Raw genomic sequence first — 17,878 nt, forward strand, 5'->3', positions numbered from 1 at the left:
TTATTGCAAGTTATGTCCGAAGTTTATGCTCTTGAATTTGCTCTATGTCACAAATTTCGACATTGGTTGCGAATGGGTAAAAATCGCAGGCAGGACTCGTCCTCAGCGGTTTTTAGCCGGCAGCTGGCGGAGCGGGGAGAGATTTATTTTATATCGGGAGTAGTTGTTTGTTTTTATTAAATTATTGTCAGTGATTTCTTAGAAGTAATCTTTTTTGCGGATTAATGTGATGAAATGTGCTTATTTTCCCGGAGGTCGCAATTCATTTTTTTAATAACCAGGCGAAAGGCGGGAAGCGTTTTGCCGCGTAGTGGCCTGTAACAAATTTTTACCCTGCACAGGTGACATCTCGACTGTCATACAGCGGTGATTTTTACAGCATATTTTGGCCTTCTCACCCACACTATAGTGGCCAGGATCACACTTTTCGCTCATCCCCGGTACTCCTCCCTGTCTAATCCCCGTCGGGATGAGGACGATGAATCGGGAGGTCGGCACACTAGCGCCATCGTTTTAGTAAAGGACCCGGATCTCATTATGTCACAGACTTCATTTAACAAAGCTCAGTTTCAGGCTGCACTGACGCGTCAGTGGCAGCGTTTTGGTTTACAGTCCGCTTCCGAGATGACGCAGCGTCAATGGTGGCGCGCCGTCAGCGGAGCGCTGGCGGAACTTCTGTCGGCGCAGCCGGTGGCAAAACCAGCGCAAGGACAACGTCACGTTAACTACATCTCGATGGAGTTTCTGATTGGTCGCCTGACCGGCAACAACCTGCTCAACCTGGGCTGGTACGAGGGTGTGAGCGACGCGCTGAAAGGCTATGACGTCAACCTCACCGATCTGCTGGAAGAAGAGACCGACCCGGCGCTGGGTAACGGCGGCCTGGGCCGTCTGGCAGCCTGCTTCCTCGACTCCATGGCGACCGTGGGGCAGTCGGCGACCGGCTACGGCCTCAATTACCAGTATGGTCTGTTCCGCCAGTCCTTCGACGATGGCCAGCAGAAGGAAGCCCCGGACGACTGGGGTCGCAGCAGCTACCCGTGGTTCCGCCATAACGAGGCGCTGGATGTCCAGGTCGGCATCGGCGGCAAAGTCAGCAAAAACGGCGAATGGCAGCCGGCGTTCGTCATTACCGGCGAAGCCTGGGACCTGCCGGTGCTCGGCTATCGCAACAACGTCGCCCAGCCGCTGCGTCTGTGGCAGGCCAAACACGCCCATCCGTTTAACCTGACCAAATTCAACGACGGCGATTTCCTGCGCGCCGAGCAGCAGGGCATCGACGCGGAAAAACTGACTAAGGTGCTGTACCCGAACGACAACCATCAGGCCGGTAAAAAACTGCGCCTGATGCAGCAGTACTTCCAGTGCGCCTGCTCAGTGGCCGATATCCTGCGTCGTCATCATCTGGCAGGCCGCAAGCTGGCCGAGCTGGCGGATTACGAAGTGATCCAGCTGAACGATACGCACCCGACCATCGCCATCCCGGAACTGCTGCGCGTGCTGATCGACGAGCACCAGCTGAGCTGGGACGACGCCTGGGCGATCACCAGCAAAACCTTTGCTTACACCAACCATACCCTGATGCCGGAAGCGCTGGAGTGCTGGGATGAGAAGCTGGTGAAAGCGCTGCTGCCGCGCCATATGCAGATCATCAACGCGATTAACGACAAATTTAAACTGCTGGTGGACAAAACCTGGCCGGGCGATAAGCAGGTCTGGGCGAAACTGGCGGTGGTGCATGACAAGCAGGTGCGGATGGCCAACATGTGCGTGGTGGGCGGTTTTGCCGTCAACGGCGTGGCGGCGCTGCACTCGGACCTGGTGGTGAAAGATCTGTTCCCGGAATATAACCAGCTGTGGCCGAACAAATTCCATAACGTGACCAACGGCATCACGCCGCGCCGCTGGATCAAGCAGTGCAACCCGGCGCTGGCCACGCTGCTGGATGAGACGCTGAAAAAAGAGTGGGCCAATGACCTCGACCAGCTGATCAATCTGGAAAAATATGCTGACGATGCGGCATTCCGTCAGACTTATCGCGATATCAAGCAGGCCAACAAAGTTCATCTGGCTGAGTTTGTGAAGCAACGTACCGGGATTGAGATCAACCCGCAGGCGATTTTCGACATTCAGATCAAACGTCTGCACGAGTACAAGCGTCAGCACCTCAACCTGCTGCATATCCTTGCGCTGTACAAAGAGATCCGCGAAAACCCGCAGGCCGACCGCGTTCCGCGCGTCTTCCTGTTCGGCGCGAAAGCGGCGCCGGGCTACTATCTGGCGAAAAACATTATTTTTGCCATCAACAAGGTAGCGGAAGCGATTAACAACGACCCGAAAGTCGGCGATAAGCTGAAAGTGGTCTTCCTGCCGGACTATTGTGTATCGGCTGCGGAAAAACTGATCCCGGCGGCGGATATCTCCGAGCAGATCTCCACCGCGGGCAAAGAAGCCTCTGGCACCGGCAACATGAAGCTGGCGCTGAACGGCGCGCTGACCGTCGGGACGCTGGATGGCGCCAACGTGGAAATCGCCGAGCAGGTCGGTGAAGAGAACATCTTTATCTTCGGCCACACGGTAGAAGAAGTGAAAGCCCTGAAAGCGAAAGGCTACGATCCGCTGAAATGGCGTAAAAAAGACAAACTGCTCGATGCAGTGCTTAAGGAGCTGGAGAACGGCACCTATAGCAACGGCGATAAGCATGCCTTCGACCAGATGCTGCATAGTCTGCTGCAGGGCGGCGACCCGTATCTGGTGCTGGCCGATTTCGAAGCCTACGTGGCGGCGCAAAAACGGGTAGATGAGCTGTATCGCGACCAGGAGGCCTGGACCCGCGCGACAATCCTCAACACTGCGCGCTGCGGCATGTTCAGCTCCGACCGCTCGATCCGCGATTATCAGCAACGTATCTGGCAGGCGAAACGCTAAAGGAAGGCCTATGGAGAGTAAACGCCTCGATAATGCCGCGCTGGCGGCGGGCATCAGCCCCAGCTATATCAACGCGCACGGCAAGCCGCAGTCTATCGCGGCTGTCACCAAACAGCGTCTGCTGGATGCGATGCATCGCTCAACCGCCGCCACGAAAGTGGCGGTTAACCCGCTGCCGAACGTGAAGATCTTCACCCACGGCAAAAAAATGTCGCTGCCGGTGGCTGGACGCGGTGAGTATCAGTGGATCCTGACCACTGAGGACGGTAAGCAGTATCAGGGTAAAACCCGCGGCGGCGAGACGCTGCCGCTGCCGGCCAGACTGCCGGAGGGGTATCACTCCCTGACGCTCACCCAGGAGGGGGAGCGCTGGCACTGCCGGACCATCGTCGCCCCGGCCCGCTGCTATGAGCCGCAGCCGCTGAAAGAGGGGAAAAAGCTGTGGGGCACCTGCGTGCAGCTGTATACCCTGCGTTCGGAGAAAAACTGGGGGATCGGCGATTTTGGCGATCTGCGCGCCATGCTCCCGGAAATCGCCCGCCGCGGCGGGTCGTTTATTGGCCTCAACCCGATCCATGCCCTCTATCCGGCGAACCCGGAGAGCGCCAGTCCGTATAGCCCGTCTTCACGGCGCTGGCTGAACGTCATCTATATCGACGTCAACGCGGTTGAAGATTTCCAGCGTAGCGAAGAGGCGCAGGCGTGGTGGCAGTCCGCTGCGACCCAGCAGGCCTTGCAGGCGGCGCGGCAAACGGATGATGTGGATTACACCGCCGTCACCACGCTGAAAATGACCGCGCTGCGTATGGCGTGGAAACGATTCTCCCGTCGTGAAGATGAACAGATGACGGCGTTCCGCGAGTTTGTTCTGCGCGAAGGGGAAAGCCTCTACTGGCAGGCCGCTTTCGATGCGCTGCACGCCTGGCAGGTTCAACAGGACCCGCTGCGCTGGGGCTGGCCGGCCTGGCCGAAGGCCTTTCAGGATATCGACAGCCCGGAGGTGAAAGCCTTCTGCGTCGAGCATGAGGACGACGTCAGTTTCTATCTCTGGCTGCAGTGGCTGGCCTGGAGCCAGTTTGCCGCCTGCTGGGAAACCAGCCAGCGCGACGGGATGCCGATCGGCCTCTACCGCGATCTGGCGGTGGGCGTCGCCGAAGGCGGGTCGGAGACCTGGTGCGACCGTGAGCTGTACTGTCTGAAAGCGTCCGTGGGCGCGCCGCCGGATATTCTGGGCCCGCTGGGCCAGAACTGGGGCCTACCGCCGATGGATCCGCATATTATTGCCGCTCGCGCCTATGAGCCGTTTATCGACCTGCTGCGCGCCAATATGCAGAACTGCGGCGCGCTGCGTATCGATCACGTGATGTCGGTGCTGCGTCTGTGGTGGATCCCCTATGGTGAAACCGCCGACCATGGCGCTTACGTTCAGTATCCCGTCGACGACCTGCTGTCGCTTCTGGCGCTGGAAAGCCAGCGTCATCGCTGCATGGTGATCGGCGAAGATCTGGGCACGGTACCGGTGGAGATCGTCAGCAAGTTACGCAACAGCGGCGTCTATTCGTATAAGGTGCTCTATTTTGAGAGTGATGCAGAGAAAACGTTCCGCGCGCCGGCGCTGTACCCGGAGCAATCAATGGCTGTGGCGACGACGCACGACCTGCCCACCCTCCGCGGCTACTGGGAAAGCGGCGATCTGACGTTAGGCAAAGCGCTGGGTCTCTATCCTGATGAGGTGGTGCTGCGCGGGCTGTACCAGGACCGTGAGCTGGCGAAGCAAGGGCTGCTGGATGCGCTGCATAAGTACGGCTGTCTGCCCAAGCGTGCCGGCCATAAGGCCTCCCTGATGAGCATGACGGGGATCCTCAACCGGGGGATGCAACGTTATATTGCCGACAGCAACAGCGCCCTGCTGGGCCTGCAGCCGGAAGACTGGCTGGAGATGGCGTCGCCGGTCAATATTCCGGGCACCAGCACTGAGTACCCGAACTGGCGCCGGAAGCTGTCCGTCACCCTTGAGCAGATGTTTGCCGATGAACAGGTCAATAAGCTGATTAAGGATCTGGATAAACGGCGCAAGGCGGCGAGCAAAAAAGCCGCCTCCTGATGACTCCCCGCCGCGCACACCTCAGCGCGGCGAAGAGTATGTCCGATAAAAAAGGCCGGCCCGCATCATGCGGACCGGCCTTTTTCTATGGCGGGAGTAACCTTACACCACCATCCCCAGCAGCAGACAGCCTACCAGGCCGCAGACCGAGATAATGGTTTCCAGCACCGACCAGGACCTGATGGTCTCGCCGATGGTCAGGTTAAAGTACTCTTTGAACAGCCAGAAGCCCGGATCGTTCACGTGGGAGAAGATAACGCTGCCGGAGCCGACCGCGATAACCATCAGCTCCGGGCTGACGCCAGTGGTGGCGATCAGCGGCGCGGCGATCCCGCCCGCGGTGATGGCGGCAACGGTCGCCGAACCCAGCGCGATACGCAGCACCGCGGCGATGGACCAGGCCATAAACAGCGGAGACATATTCGATTCGTGCATGATAGAAGCGATATATTTATCCATGCCGCTATCCACCAGCACCTGTTTGAAGGCGCCGCCGCCGCCGATGATCAACAGCATCATGGCGATGATTTTAATCGAAGAGGTCAGGGTATCGTTGATCTGCTCCATGGAGCGGCCGCGGTTCAAACCGAAGGTGAACAGCGCGATCAGTACCGCAATCAGGGTGGCCATGACCGGGTCGCCGAAGAACTCGGCAATCGGCAGGAAGGCGTGGCCCTTCGGCAGGATCATCTCGGCAACGGCGCGCATCGCCATCAGGATCACCGGAACCAGCGAGGTCCAGACGCTGACGCCAAAGCCAGGCATCTCTTCTTCAGTGAACACTTTCGGGTTATGCAGGCCTTCCGGGATCGGCTTATCAATGCCTTTCAGGAATCGGGCGAAAACCGGGCCGGCGAGAATAACCGTCGGGATAGCCAGAATGGTGCCGTAGAGCAGCGTTTTACCCATATCGGCGTGGAAGATGGTGGCGATCGCGGTCGGACCCGGGTGCGGCGGCAGGAAGCCATGGGTGACGGAGAGCGCGGCGGCCATCGGTACGCCGACGTACAGCAGCGGAATACGGGCCGAGGCGGCGATGGTAAACACCAGCGGCAGCATCAGCACGAAGCCCACCTCATAGAACAGGGCGAAACCGACGGTGAAGCCGGTCAGGACCACTGCCCATTGAATATGCTTCTTACCGAATTTATTGATAAGCGTGGTGGCGATACGCTGAGCGCCGCCGCAGTCTGCCAGCAGCTTACCGAGCATAGCGCCGAAGCCCATGATCAGCGCGAGGCTGCCAAGGGTACCGCCGACGCCGTTCTTGATGGAGACGATCACTTTATCCAGCGGCATACCCTGCATTAATCCGACGGCGAGCGCCACCAGAACCAGCGCAATGAAGCCGTTCATTTTGAAACGGATCATTAACAGCAATAACAGGGCAACCCCGATAGCAACGATGATTAATGGCATGATTTACCTGGCCTTAATTTGTTATGGGTAACGTCAAAGTTTCAACCTTTACAACATTCGCTCCGTCAGGGAGCAAAATAGTCTGGCACCGTAAACGCTTGCATTATCCTTACCCAGAGAAAGGATAGCTGGCTATTTTTTTGCCGGTGGCGCCTGAAGGGGATGATACGGGTAACATGTGAGGGTTGAGAATCACATGGCGGGGGAAAATGTTAAATATGAGACTTAAGTCATACTCTTTCCCCGGTTTTTGCCGGTCGTTTAGCGGGAGATGTTGCGCGGTAACACAGAAAGGAGAAAGGAGAGCCGGCGACAGGCTGCCGCCGGAGGGAAGGCTTAGTAGTAGGAGTGCTCGCCGCGCTGGTGCTCGGTCAGATCGCGAACCCCTTTCAGCTCCGGAAACTCGTTCAGCAGCTGTTTTTCAATACCTTCTTTCAGGGTCACGTCGACCATCGAGCAGCCGTTGCATCCGCCGCCGAACTGCAGGATAGCCAGACCGTCGTCGGTGATCTCCATCAGCGACACGCGGCCGCCGTGCCCGGCCAGCTGCGGGTTAATCTGCGACTGCAGCAGGTACTCGACGCGCTCCATCAGCGGGGCATCGTCAGCGACTTTGCGCATTTTGGCGTTCGGCGCTTTCAGGGTCAGCTGCGAGCCAAGCTGGTCGGTGACGAAATCAATTTCAGCGTCTTCCAGATAGGGCGCGCTGAGCTCATCGACATAGGCGGTCAGCTGTTCAAATTTCAGCGCCGTGTCGGTGTCTTCCACCGCATCCGGTGGGCAGTAGGATACGCCGCACTCAGCGTTTGGGGTGCCGGGATTAATCACAAATACGCGAATTTGCGTCCCTTCTTCCTGATTTGCCAGCAGTTTGGCAAAGTGCGCTTGTGCAGCATCGGAAATACGGATCATAGCGTTGGCCTAATAGTTGACTATTTTACTGGGTTATAATACGCCCATCAGCGGGGGTCTACAAGGTACGGCATACACACCATACCTGAACCGTCGCGGCGCCGTTTCGCAAAAGCAGGCGGGATATCTCGGCGACGGTGCTGCCGGTCGTGACGACATCATCCACCAGAGCGATATGGAGTCCCTGCACGGCAAATTCAAGCTGAAAGGCATTTTTCAGGTTCTGCCTGCGCAGGCGGGCATTAAGCGAATGCTGCACGGCGCCCGCTCGCTGGCGCGTCAGGCCGTCGCGACGCCAGACGCACCCACGCCAGCGGGCTAACGGTCGGCACAGCTCATCGCACTGATTATAACCCCGGCGCCAGCGGCGGCGATGCCCCAGCGGCACGCCGACCAGCGCGTCTACCGGCGGCAAATCGTCACGCTGTTTAAGGCGCAGCAGCAGCAGGCGCGCCAGGGCGGGGCCCAGTTCCGGACGATGGTGAAACTTCAGCTGCCGCACCAGATCGCTCAGCGGCGGACGATAGTCATTGACCGCCACCATCCGATGCCAGGGAGGCGGCTTTTGCAGGCAGCGGCCGCAGGGATGCCGGGACATTGCCGACGGCAGCCCGCATTGCGGGCAGAGCGGGGGGGAGGCGAGCAGGGCGCGGCTGCAGCGAGAGCAGATCCCCCAGCGGGCGACCGCCAGCGGCATTTGGCATAGCCAGCATAAGCTGTGTGCTGTTAGCATATTTGGCCTTCTGTCCAGTAAAAAAGAGAACGGTAACGGATGAACGACATCTGGTGGCAAACAATCGGCGAAGGTGATTGTCATCTTGTGCTGCTGCACGGTTGGGGGCTGAACGCTCAGGTCTGGGATTGCATCACGCCGCAGCTGGCTTCGCATTTTACCCTTCACCTGGTGGACCTGCCGGGCTATGGCCGTAGCGGCGGGTTTGGGGCGATGTCGCTGGAGGCGATGGCGCAGCGGGTGCTGGAGCAGGCTCCGCCTCAGGCGGTATGGCTGGGCTGGAGCCTGGGCGGGCTGGTGGCTAGCCAGATAGCGATAAGGTGCCCGCAACGGGTGCAGGCGCTGGTAACGGTCGCCTCTTCCCCCTGTTTCGCGGCCCATGAGGACTGGCCGGGCATCAAGCCGGAGGTGCTGGCCGGGTTTCAGCAGCAGCTGAGCGAGGATTTCCAGCGTACCGTCGAGCGGTTCCTCGCCCTGCAAACCATGGGAACGGAGAGCGCCCGTCAGGATGCGCGGGCGTTAAAGCAGGCGGTGCTCTCGCTGCCGATGCCTTCCGCTGAGGCGCTGAACGGCGGTCTGGAGATCCTCAGAACCGTCGATCTGCGTCAGGCGCTGGTCGGACTGCCGATGCCGTTTCTGCGGCTGTACGGTCGGCTGGACGGGCTGGTGCCGCGCAAGATTGTCCCGCTGCTGGATAAGCTATGGCCGGAAAGTGAGTCCATTCTCTTTGACAAGGCAGCGCATGCGCCGTTTGTTTCCCATCCCGCAGCCTTCTGCGAGCCGCTGCTGGCGTTGAAAAAACGGCTGGGGTAATTTTTTTTGCCGCGCCATGGTAAAAGGGCCATTCACAGCAATACTAAGGTTGTTACGGTGGTTGATTATTTCATTCCGCCACCGTGACCTAAAATAACAACCTAATGGAGAGTAGAGGCTATGAAACTTGTTACAGGAATGGTTGCATCTCTGGTGATTGGCTGTCTGTCTTTTGGCGCATTCGCAGCGAAAGAGATCCAAAAAGAGGACGTGGCGAAGATGAATCTGACCAAGGTCGGCAGCATCACGACCTCAAGGACGACCTCGCCGATGGACGCCCGACGCGATCTGTCGAAAAAAGCCGATGAGCTGGGTGGAAAATACTTTGTGGTGATTGCCGGGCAGAAAAACGAAAAAACCGTTCACGCTAACGCTGACGTGTATAAATAATCCAGTCATAAAAAACGGGCCTGCTGGCCCGTTTTTCCCTGCTGTCGCACTCGTTTTATCCCGTGGCGCTGGCAGGCCTTACTCCCTTCATCGCAGCGCCCACCACTCCTGCTGGCACGCCGCTTTCCCTTCAGGACAGCTTTTACAGCTGCCGGAGAGACAGCCCTCGCTGGTTTCGCTGATCCGTACCACCTTACCCATGGCTTCCATGCGTTCGAGCATGGCGTCAATCAGCGGCTGAGGCGTCCGCAGGCGGGCGCTGAGCTGTTTCGCCTCCATGCGGCCCTGCAGGGCCAGCATATCGCGGACTTCCATTAACGACGCCACAGATCCTCCTTAGTGGCAATCGCCAGCCGGGCTGGAACAGCAGGAGGCCGGCGTTTTCCGGGTGGCCAGCAGCGAGACGTCAACCCGGCTGCGCGCCCGACGCAGCAGACCGAAGAGCACCACGTTGAACAATATCACCGCCAGGATACACACCAGGCTGTAGCGCGGATGGTCGCTAAAGCTGACGGTCTGGTAGTAGAGCGTCGAGAGCGAATAGGCGATATTCAGTCCCCACAGAATGGAGAAGGTCATCCAGCCGCGGCTCGATTCGCGGGCGATGGCCCCCATCACCGAGATGCAGGGGATATAGAGAAGAACGAAGATCAGATAGCTGTAAGCCGCCGCGGCGCTGCCAAATTTACTGCCCATCACGCCCATCGCGCCGGTGGCCATTTCGCCATCGCCTTTGCTGGCTTCGATGGGGTTGGCCAGGACGCTGAGGCTGAAGGTGTCTTTCAGTCCCTGCCATGTTTCGTCGACGGCGGCCAGCAGTTCCTCGCCGAGGCTGAAGGTCTGCGGATTGAACTCCTCGTTCTGGATATCTTCGGCGGTATAGAGGGTGTTCAGCGTACCGACCACCACCTCCTTCGCCATTGCGCCGGTAAACAGGCCCACGGTGGCCTGCCAGTTATCTTCATGCACGCCGATCGGCTTAAACAGCGGAGTGATGACCCGGCTCACCGAGGCCAGCGCGGAGTCGTTGATGTTGTCGACGACCTTACCGCTCAGCGAGAAGCTGTTCAGCGCGCTGAGGAAGATGCTGACAATGACGATCACCTTCCCGGCGCGCAGCACAAAGCCTTTCAGGCGCTGCCAGGTCTGGATAATCAGGCTCTTAATATGCGGGACGTGGTACACCGGCAGCTCCATCACGAACGGCGAGGCTTCGCCGCGCATAATGGTGTGCTTCAGCATCAGGCCGGTGAGAATGGCCATCACAATGCCCAGCACGTAGAGCGAGAAGACCGCCAGCGCGCCGTTCTGACCAAAGAAGGCGGCCGCGAAGACGGCGAAGATCGCCAGCCGCGCGCCGCAGGACATAAACGGCGCCATCATAATGGTCATCAGACGTTCGCGCGGGGCGTCGAGGGTGCGGGCGCCCATCACCGACGGCACGTTGCAGCCGAAACCGACAATCAACGGGACAAAGGATTTCCCCGGCAGGCCGAGAGCTTGCATCAGGCGGTCCATGACAAAGGCGGCGCGCGCCATGTAGCCGGAGTCCTCGAGGAAGGAGAGGAACAGATACATCATGCCGATCTGCGGCACCAGCGGCAGTACGGTGTTGATACCGCCGCCGATCCCCTGGGCGAGGAAGACGGTCAGCCAGTCCGGGAAGTGCAGGGTGTAACCCAGCCATTGAATACCGTGAATAAAGACCGCGACCGAGCCGGCGTCGAAAATCGGCTGCAGCGCGCCGCCGATGTTGATGGCCAGCAGGAACATCAGGTACATAACAAAGAGAAAAATCGGCAACCCGAGGAAGCGGTTGAGGATCACTTTGTCCATCGCCGCGGTGAAACGGCTCGGCTCGGCGGTCAGGGTGTTGCTGACGGCGTCGCAAATGGCGGCGATGGTCTGATAGCGCGCGTCAGCGATATGCAGGGCCGGGTCGTCGATCTCGTCGCTGAGATTCGCCAGGGCGATATCCAGTTTATCGGCGGCGTCGCCGGCATAGGCCCGGCTGTAGATGTCGCCCTCCAGCATCTGCAGACCGAGCCAGCGCCGCTGCCGGGCCGGGATCTGCGCTGACATCTGCTGCGCCAGCAGGTCGGCTTCGCGCAGCAGCGGCTGTGGATAGTGGACCAGCTCGATATCGCTGTTCGCCTGATGACGGTCGAGGGCAATCTTCAGCGCTTCGATCCCGCGTCCGCGGGTCGAAACCAGCGGAATGACCGGGCAGCCGAGGCGTGCGGCGAGGGCATCGATATCGATACGCACCTGCTGCTTTTCGGCAATATCCAGCATGTTCAGCGCCACGACGCAGGGGATCCCCAGCTCGAGCAGCTGCAGCGTCAAATAGAGGTTTCGCTCGAGGTTGGAGGCGTCGACCACGTTAATCAGCATGTCGGCGTCGCCGCTGAGGATGTAGTGGCAGGCGATCTGCTCGTCCAGCGAGGTTTGCGAAGAGATGGTGGTCAGAGAGTAGGTTCCCGGGAGGTCGACCAGCGTGACCTGGTGGTCAGTGGTGGCGAACACGCCCTCTTTACGCTCAACGGTGACCCCGGCCCAGTTGCCCACGCGCTGGCGGGCGCCGGTCAGCTGATTAAACAGGGTAGTCTTGCCGGAATTAGGATTACCAATTAAACCAACGGTTAATTTTTTCATATTTCAAACTCTTGTGCCGGGTCAGCCGTTATTGTGCAACCGCTTCCAGTTCGATTAAGGCGAGATCTTTTTTGCGTAATACCAGACTGACGCGTCGGGTTTCAATATGAACAGGATCGCCGAGCGGCGCCACGCGCACCACATGAAAAGAGGATCCGGGCAGCATGCCGAGGGAGAGCAATTTCTGACGGTATGCTGGGCTAATATCGCGGGAAAATCCGGTAATTTTCCACGCACTATCAGGTGTGAATTGCATAGGGCCTACTTGTCTATCGCTAACCGAAGAAGAATTTTCCGGACGCCTGGAGGCAGTTGCGCCGGGGACCGTAGCCAACGAAAAAGAAAAAACATTCTGCAAGCGATGATAATGAGAATGGTTTTTATCATCAATACATATGATGCGCTTTATGCCATTTTTAAAGTGAAATTCACCTTTTTATTGATATGCCGCAAAGTCCGCCAGTGATCGAAAATATGCGAAATATTATTTCGTCGCTCTAATGTTTAATTAAGGTTTCTTAAGTTAACGAAATGAAAATATTAATTTCGCTATCTGCCCGGCGCGGAATAAATGCAGGTTATCAGAAATAACTGAGAGCCATTTGCGCGAAAAGGCGGCTATAGGTCAGTGACAATGAAAAGGAAAACTGCCCCTGAAAAGGGGCAGGGAGGGATTAGCGTTTTTTACCCATCGCCGCGGCGAGGGCATCCATCATCGCGCTGTTGCCGGCAGGCTGCGCGTCGCGACCGCGGGGTTTGGCGGCTTTCGCGGCCGGGCGATTGCCCTGCGGGCGATCCTGACCGCCGCCGCGGCGGGCGTTGCTGTCGCCCGGCTGCTCGTCGAGACGCATGGTCAGGGCGATACGCTTACGCGGCAGATCGACTTCCATGACCTTGACCTTCACGATGTCGCCCGCTTTCACCACCGTATGCGGGTCTTCAACGAACTTGTTCGAAAGGGAAGAGATATGCACCAGGCCGTCCTGGTGAACGCCGATATCAACAAACGCGCCGAAGTTGGTGACGTTGGTCACCGCGCCTTCGAGGATCATCCCCGGCAGCAGGTCGTTCATAGTCTCCACGCCGTCGGCGAACTGGGCGGTTTTGAACTCAGGACGCGGGTCGCGGCCCGGTTTTTCCAGCTCTTTGATAATGTCGGTAACGGTCGGTACGCCGAACTTCTCATCGGTGAAATCGACGGCTTTCAGGTTCTGTAGCTCGCTGCTGTTGCCCATCAGATCTTTCAGCGCCTGCTGAGTCGCCGCCAGAATGCGCTCGACCACCGGATAGGCTTCCGGGTGAACGGTGGAGGCGTCCAGCGGGTTGTCGCCGTGGTTGATACGCAGGAAGCCGGCGCACTGTTCAAAGGCTTTCGGCCCCAGACGGCTGACCTTCAGCAGCTGCTGGCGGTTCTGGAACTGGCCATTCTCGTCGCGCCAGGCGACGATGTTCTGCGCCATCATGCGGGTCAGGCCGGCAACGCGGGTCAGCAGCGGCACGGAGGCGGTGTTCAGGTCAACGCCGACGGCGTTCACGCAGTCTTCCACCACCGCGTCCAGCTTACGCGCCAGCTGGGTCTGGCTGACATCATGCTGATACTGACCGACGCCGATGGATTTCGGGTCGATTTTCACCAGCTCGGCCAGAGGATCCTGCAGACGGCGGGCGATGGAGACCGCGCCGCGCAGCGACACGTCGAGGTCCGGGAACTCCTGCGCCGCCAGCTCGGAGGCGGAGTAAACGGAAGCCCCGGCTTCGCTGACGATCACCTTCTGGGCGGTGACCTTCGGGAACTGCTTCTGCACGTCGAGGAAGAAACGCTCGGTTTCACGCGAGGCGGTACCGTTGCCGATGGCCACCAGCTCAACGTTGTATTTCTCACACAGCGCGGCGACGGCGACGGCCGCTTTGGCGGCCTGGCCGGTGTGGGGGTAAATGGTGTCCGTCGCCACCAGTTTGCCGGTACCGTCAACTACGGCCACTTTCACCCCGGTGCGCAGGCCCGGGTCAAGGCCCATGGTGGCGCGCAGCCCGGCGGGCGCGGCCATCAGCAGGTCGTGCAGGTTGCGGGCGAAGACGTTAATGGCTTCGTCTTCGGCGCGCTCGCGCACGGTGCCCATCAGCTCGGTTTCGAGGTGCATCAGGACTTTGATCCGCCAGGTCCAGCTGACGACGCCTTTACGCCAGCTGTCCGCCGGGGCGTTGTTCAGGCGCAGGCCCAGGTGGTCGATAATAATCTGCTCACCGTGGCTCTCTTTCGGCGGCTCGTCAAACTGCGGGTCGGCGTTTAAAGAGAGCTGCAGGACGCCTTCGTTGCGGCCGCGGAACATCGCCAGCGCGCGATGCGACGGCACGGCGGCGATCGGCTCGTGGTGATCGAAGTAGTCGCGGAATTTGGCGCCTTCCTCTTCTTTGCCGCTGACGACGGTGGAGACCAGGTGGGCGTTTTTCCACAGATAGTCACGGACCTTCGCCAGCAGCGCGGCGTCTTCGGCAAAACGCTCCATCAGAATATAGCGCGCGCCATCCAGCGCCGCTTTGCTGTCGGCCACGCCTTTATCGGCGTCAATATATTTTGCGGCTTCCGTTTCCGGATCGTGGGACGGTTCGTTCCACAGCAGGTCAGCCAGCGGCTCCAGCCCGGCTTCGATGGCGATCTGTCCGCGGGTACGGCGCTTCGGCTTGTACGGCAGGTAGAGGTCTTCCAGTTCGGTTTTGCTGAGCGTGGTATTGATGGCTTTTTCCAGCGCGTCGGTCAGTTTGCCCTGTTCAGCGATGGATTTGAGGATCGCCTGACGACGGTCTTCGAGTTCGCGCAGGTAGCCGAGGCGGGTTTCCAGATTACGCAGCTGCGTGTCATCCAGACCGCCGGTGACTTCTTTACGATATCGTGCAATAAACGGCACGGTGTTCCCTTCATCAAGCAGGCGAACGGCAGCTTCTACCTGTTCGGCTCTGGCCTGAAGTTCACCCGCAATAATGCGGCAGAGCGAATCATTCATCATGGCTTTTAATTCATCTTTAGGGTCAAAAAAACAGGGACTAGTTATACGGACTGGCGGCTGAAAATGCCAGCCGCGCCCGGCGTCTCTCGGAAAGTTCTTGTCTATTTTACGTATTCGATCTCGTTGACATACCAGCTGGCTTCCCCCGCCGGCGTGTTAACGATGGCCAGATCGCCGACCTCTTTTTTTAATAGCGCGCGCGCCATCGGCGAGTCGATGGAGATATAGTCTTTGCGGCCAAAAATTTCATCGTAACCGACGATGCGAAAGCGCTTGATATCGCCTTCATCGTTTTCAATTTCTACCCAGGCGCCGAAGAAGACTTTGCCCTCCTGCTGCGGGGAGTAATCGACGATCTTTAACTGTTCCAGACATTTGGTCAGATAGCGGACCCGGCGATCGATCTCGCGCAGGCGCTTTTTGTTGTACTGGTAATCCGCGTTCTCGCTGCGGTCGCCAAGGCTGGCGGCCCAGGTCACCTTTTTGGTCACTTCCGGGCGCTCCTGGCGCCACAGGTAGTCCATCTCCTGCTTCAGTTTTTCATATCCCTCGCGGGTGATCAGCGGCGTTTTCATCGTGAGTTCAACCTTCTGACAGTCTGTCGTTGCGCACAATTTGTAGCGCGCAATAATACCGACAGGATAAATACTGTGTCTTATGATTAAATGTATACTTAACCTGCTGTTAAATATGCTTTGTAACAATTTAGCCTGGAATGTATACCAGATTTAGCTGGTGAGCGCGCCGGGCTTTTTTGAGAATACGCACTGACTATTGCAGTGAACCTTTGGGAGTACAAACAATGCAAGAGAATTATAAGATTCTGGTTGTGGATGACGACATGCGCCTGCGTGCGCTGCTCGAACGTTATCTGACCGAGCAGGGCTTCCAGGTTCGTAGCGTGGCGAACGCCGAACAGATGGATCGTCTGTTAACCCGCGAATCCTTCCACCTGATGGTGCTGGATCTGATGCTGCCCGGGGAAGATGGTCTCTCGATTTGCCGCCGTCTGCGCAGCCAGAGCAACCCGATGCCGATCATTATGGTGACGGCGAAAGGCGAAGAGGTCGATCGGATCGTGGGCCTGGAGATCGGGGCTGACGACTATATTCCGAAGCCGTTCAACCCGCGCGAACTGCTGGCCCGCATCCGGGCGGTGCTGCGCCGTCAGGCGAACGAGCTGCCGGGCGCGCCGTCGCAGGAAGAGGCGGTTATCGCCTTTGGTAAATTCAAACTGAACCTGGGCACCCGCGAAATGTTCCGTGAAGACGAGCCGATGCCGTTGACCAGCGGCGAGTTCGCGGTCCTGAAGGCGCTGGTGAGCCATCCTCGTGAGCCGCTGTCGCGCGATAAGTTAATGAACCTCGCTCGCGGCCGCGAATACTCTGCGATGGAGCGTTCCATCGACGTACAGATCTCCCGCCTGCGCCGCATGGTGGAAGAGGACCCGGCGCATCCGCGCTATATCCAGACCGTCTGGGGTCTGGGCTACGTCTTCGTCCCGGACGGTTCTAAGGCATGAAACGCGTGCGCTTTTCGCCGCGCAGCTCCTTTGCTCGCACGCTGCTCCTGATCGTCACCTTGCTGTTCGTCAGCCTGGTGACGACCTATCTGGTGGTACTGAATTTCGCGATCCTGCCGAGCCTCCAGCAGTTTAATAAAGTATTGGCCTACGAAGTGCGTATGCTGATGACCGATAAGCTGCAGCTGGAGGATGGCACCCAACTGGTGGTGCCCCCGGCGTTTCGTCGTGAAATTTATCGCGAGCTGGGGATTTCGCTCTATTCCAATGAAGCGGCGGAAGACGCAGGCCTGCGCTGGGCGCAGCATTATGAATTCTTGAGCCAGCAGATGGCTCATCAGCTTGGCGGCCCCACTGAGGTGCGGGTGGAGGTCAATAAAAGCTCCCCTGTGGTGTGGCTGAAGACCTGGCTGTCGCCCAATATCTGGGTGCGGGTGCCGCTGACCGAGATCCATCAGGGCGACTTCTCACCGCTGTTCCGCTATACCCTGGCGATCATGCTGCTGGCGATAGGCGGCGCCTGGCTGTTTATCCGTATTCAGAACCGCCCGCTGGTGGATCTGGAGCATGCGGCGCTGCAGGTCGGGCGCGGCATCATCCCGCCGCCGCTGCGCGAGTACGGCGCCTCTGAGGTGCGATCGGTGACCCGCGCCTTCAACCACATGGCCGCGGGCGTGAAGCAGCTGGCCGACGACCGTACGCTGCTGATGGCCGGGGTCAGCCATGATTTACGTACTCCGCTGACCCGCATTCGTCTGGCCACTGAGATGATGGGCGAGCAGGACGGCTATCTCGCGGAGTCGATCAACAAAGATATCGAAGAGTGCAACGCCATTATCGAGCAGTTTATCGACTACCTGCGCACCGGGCAGGAGATGCCGCTGGAGCTGGCGGATCTGAATGCGGTGCTGGGGGAAGTGATCGCTGCGGAGAGCGGCTATGAGCGGGAGATCGCCACCGCCCTGCAGGCCGGCGAAATTCCGGTACGCATGCATCCTCTGTCTATCAAGCGCGCGCTGGCGAATATGGTGGTCAACGCGGCCCGCTATGGCAATGGCTGGATCAAGGTCAGCAGCGGCAGCGAAGCGAGCCGGGCCTGGTTCCAGGTTGAAGATGACGGACCGGGGATTAAACCTGAGCAGCGGGAGCACCTGTTTCAGCCGTTTGTGCGCGGCGACAGCGCCCGCAGCACCAGCGGAACCGGGCTGGGGTTGGCGATTGTTCAGCGTATTATCGACAATCACAACGGCCGGCTGGAGATTGGCTCCAGCGAACGCGGCGGGTTACTGATCCGCGCCTGGCTGCCGGTGCACCGGGTGCTGACGCCGATGAAACCGGCCAAAGAGAGCTGATCGCGCCCGCGGTTGGCTGGTCAAAACGTTGCGCAATAAAAAGCC

14 protein-coding genes are annotated in these 17,878 nt (G+C 58.9%); 6 read left to right on the forward strand and 8 right to left on the reverse strand.

Translation table 11 applies throughout. The features are described 5' to 3' along the window. The first annotated feature begins 537 nt into the window (after positions 1–537). Complete coding sequence (gene malP, locus ABLX76_RS02850) at positions 538–2,928, forward strand: maltodextrin phosphorylase (RefSeq protein WP_023291209.1); 2,391 nt, start codon at positions 538–540, stop codon at positions 2,926–2,928. Positions 2,929–2,938: 10 nt separating this feature from the next. Then, on the forward strand, positions 2,939–5,032 hold the full coding sequence (malQ, locus tag ABLX76_RS02855; RefSeq protein ID WP_023291208.1) for a 4-alpha-glucanotransferase: 2,094 nt from the start codon (positions 2,939–2,941) through the stop codon (positions 5,030–5,032). 102 nt (positions 5,033–5,134) lie between these two features. Here the strand turns inward: malQ and gntT are convergent, their stop codons facing one another. From gntT to gntX, 3 genes are all read right to left on the reverse strand, one after another. Next, positions 5,135–6,451: a gluconate transporter gene (gene gntT, locus ABLX76_RS02860; RefSeq protein WP_008806999.1), complete on the reverse strand. Its 1,317-nt coding sequence runs from the start codon at positions 6,449–6,451 to the stop codon at positions 5,135–5,137. A gap of 336 nt (positions 6,452–6,787) precedes the next feature. Beyond that, positions 6,788–7,363, reverse strand: coding sequence for a Fe-S biogenesis protein NfuA (gene nfuA / locus ABLX76_RS02865; RefSeq protein ID WP_004202143.1), 576 nt, complete (start codon positions 7,361–7,363; stop codon positions 6,788–6,790). A 58-nt stretch (positions 7,364–7,421) separates the two neighbouring features. Then, positions 7,422–8,096 carry a DNA utilization protein GntX gene (gntX, locus tag ABLX76_RS02870; protein WP_086075521.1) on the reverse strand — a complete coding sequence of 225 codons (675 nt, stop codon included), beginning with the start codon at positions 8,094–8,096 and terminating at the stop codon, positions 7,422–7,424. A 39-nt stretch (positions 8,097–8,135) separates the two neighbouring features. Between gntX and bioH the strand changes: the two genes are divergently transcribed. Together bioH and ABLX76_RS02880 are read left to right on the forward strand one after the other, a co-directional pair. Then, positions 8,136–8,909, forward strand: coding sequence for a pimeloyl-ACP methyl ester esterase BioH (bioH, locus tag ABLX76_RS02875; protein ID WP_049013521.1), 774 nt, complete (start codon positions 8,136–8,138; stop codon positions 8,907–8,909). 120 nt (positions 8,910–9,029) lie between these two features. After that, a complete protein-coding gene (locus ABLX76_RS02880) occupies positions 9,030–9,299 on the forward strand; it encodes a YdgH/BhsA/McbA-like domain containing protein (RefSeq protein ID WP_004202149.1) in 270 nt (89 codons plus the stop codon). An 87-nt stretch (positions 9,300–9,386) separates the two neighbouring features. Here ABLX76_RS02880 and feoC read toward each other — a convergent pair whose 3' ends face one another. From feoC to greB, 5 genes are all read right to left on the reverse strand, one after another. Continuing rightward, positions 9,387–9,626 (reverse strand): [Fe-S]-dependent transcriptional repressor FeoC, encoded by a 240-nt coding sequence (feoC, locus tag ABLX76_RS02885; protein WP_004202151.1) that lies wholly within the window; start codon positions 9,624–9,626, stop codon positions 9,387–9,389. A gap of 9 nt (positions 9,627–9,635) precedes the next feature. Next, the gene (feoB, locus tag ABLX76_RS02890) at positions 9,636–11,954 is read right to left on the reverse strand and encodes a Fe(2+) transporter permease subunit FeoB (protein WP_032454235.1); all 2,319 of its coding nucleotides are present in this window, start codon (positions 11,952–11,954) and stop codon (positions 9,636–9,638) included. 28 nt (positions 11,955–11,982) lie between these two features. Further along, positions 11,983–12,210, reverse strand: coding sequence for a ferrous iron transporter A (gene feoA / locus ABLX76_RS02895; protein WP_002920506.1), 228 nt, complete (start codon positions 12,208–12,210; stop codon positions 11,983–11,985). Positions 12,211–12,628: 418 nt separating this feature from the next. After that, positions 12,629–14,959 carry a Tex family protein gene (locus ABLX76_RS02900; protein ID WP_348873937.1) on the reverse strand — a complete coding sequence of 777 codons (2,331 nt, stop codon included), beginning with the start codon at positions 14,957–14,959 and terminating at the stop codon, positions 12,629–12,631. Positions 14,960–15,060: 101 nt separating this feature from the next. Next, positions 15,061–15,534: a transcription elongation factor GreB gene (gene greB, locus ABLX76_RS02905; RefSeq protein ID WP_002920503.1), complete on the reverse strand. Its 474-nt coding sequence runs from the start codon at positions 15,532–15,534 to the stop codon at positions 15,061–15,063. 227 nt (positions 15,535–15,761) lie between these two features. On the opposite strand from greB, the gene ompR reads away from it, so the two are divergent. Beyond that, a complete protein-coding gene (ompR, locus tag ABLX76_RS02910; RefSeq protein ID WP_001157751.1) occupies positions 15,762–16,481 on the forward strand; it encodes a two-component system response regulator OmpR in 720 nt (239 codons plus the stop codon). Next, positions 16,478–17,833, forward strand: coding sequence for a two-component system sensor histidine kinase EnvZ (gene envZ, locus ABLX76_RS02915; RefSeq protein WP_023291203.1), 1,356 nt, complete (start codon positions 16,478–16,480; stop codon positions 17,831–17,833). The genes ompR and envZ overlap by 4 nt, the downstream gene beginning before the upstream one ends. The last annotated feature ends 45 nt before the right edge of the window (positions 17,834–17,878 follow it).

Origin of the sequence: Klebsiella sp. JB_Kp004 (assembly GCF_040065795.1) — a bacterium.
Taxonomy (GTDB): domain Bacteria; phylum Pseudomonadota; class Gammaproteobacteria; order Enterobacterales; family Enterobacteriaceae; genus Klebsiella; species Klebsiella quasipneumoniae.

What these genes read in the sequence shown, in the direction of transcription:
- malP (WP_023291209.1), top strand. Translation starts at nt 538, where the DNA reads ATGTCACAGACTTCATTTAACAAAGCTCAGTTTCAGGCTGCACTGACG.
- malQ (WP_023291208.1), top strand. Translation starts at nt 2,939, where the DNA reads ATGGAGAGTAAACGCCTCGATAATGCCGCGCTGGCGGCGGGCATCAGC.
- gntT (WP_008806999.1), bottom strand. Translation starts at nt 6,451, where the DNA reads ATGCCATTAATCATCGTTGCTATCGGGGTTGCCCTGTTATTGCTGTTA.
- nfuA (WP_004202143.1), bottom strand. Translation starts at nt 7,363, where the DNA reads ATGATCCGTATTTCCGATGCTGCACAAGCGCACTTTGCCAAACTGCTG.
- gntX (WP_086075521.1), bottom strand. Translation starts at nt 8,096, where the DNA reads ATGCTAACAGCACACAGCTTATGCTGGCTATGCCAAATGCCGCTGGCG.
- bioH (WP_049013521.1), top strand. Translation starts at nt 8,136, where the DNA reads ATGAACGACATCTGGTGGCAAACAATCGGCGAAGGTGATTGTCATCTT.
- ABLX76_RS02880 (WP_004202149.1), top strand. Translation starts at nt 9,030, where the DNA reads ATGAAACTTGTTACAGGAATGGTTGCATCTCTGGTGATTGGCTGTCTG.
- feoB (WP_032454235.1), bottom strand. Translation starts at nt 11,954, where the DNA reads ATGAAAAAATTAACCGTTGGTTTAATTGGTAATCCTAATTCCGGCAAG.
- feoA (WP_002920506.1), bottom strand. Translation starts at nt 12,210, where the DNA reads ATGCAATTCACACCTGATAGTGCGTGGAAAATTACCGGATTTTCCCGC.
- ABLX76_RS02900 (WP_348873937.1), bottom strand. Translation starts at nt 14,959, where the DNA reads ATGATGAATGATTCGCTCTGCCGCATTATTGCGGGTGAACTTCAGGCC.
- greB (WP_002920503.1), bottom strand. Translation starts at nt 15,534, where the DNA reads ATGAAAACGCCGCTGATCACCCGCGAGGGATATGAAAAACTGAAGCAG.
- ompR (WP_001157751.1), top strand. Translation starts at nt 15,762, where the DNA reads ATGCAAGAGAATTATAAGATTCTGGTTGTGGATGACGACATGCGCCTG.
- envZ (WP_023291203.1), top strand. Translation starts at nt 16,478, where the DNA reads ATGAAACGCGTGCGCTTTTCGCCGCGCAGCTCCTTTGCTCGCACGCTG.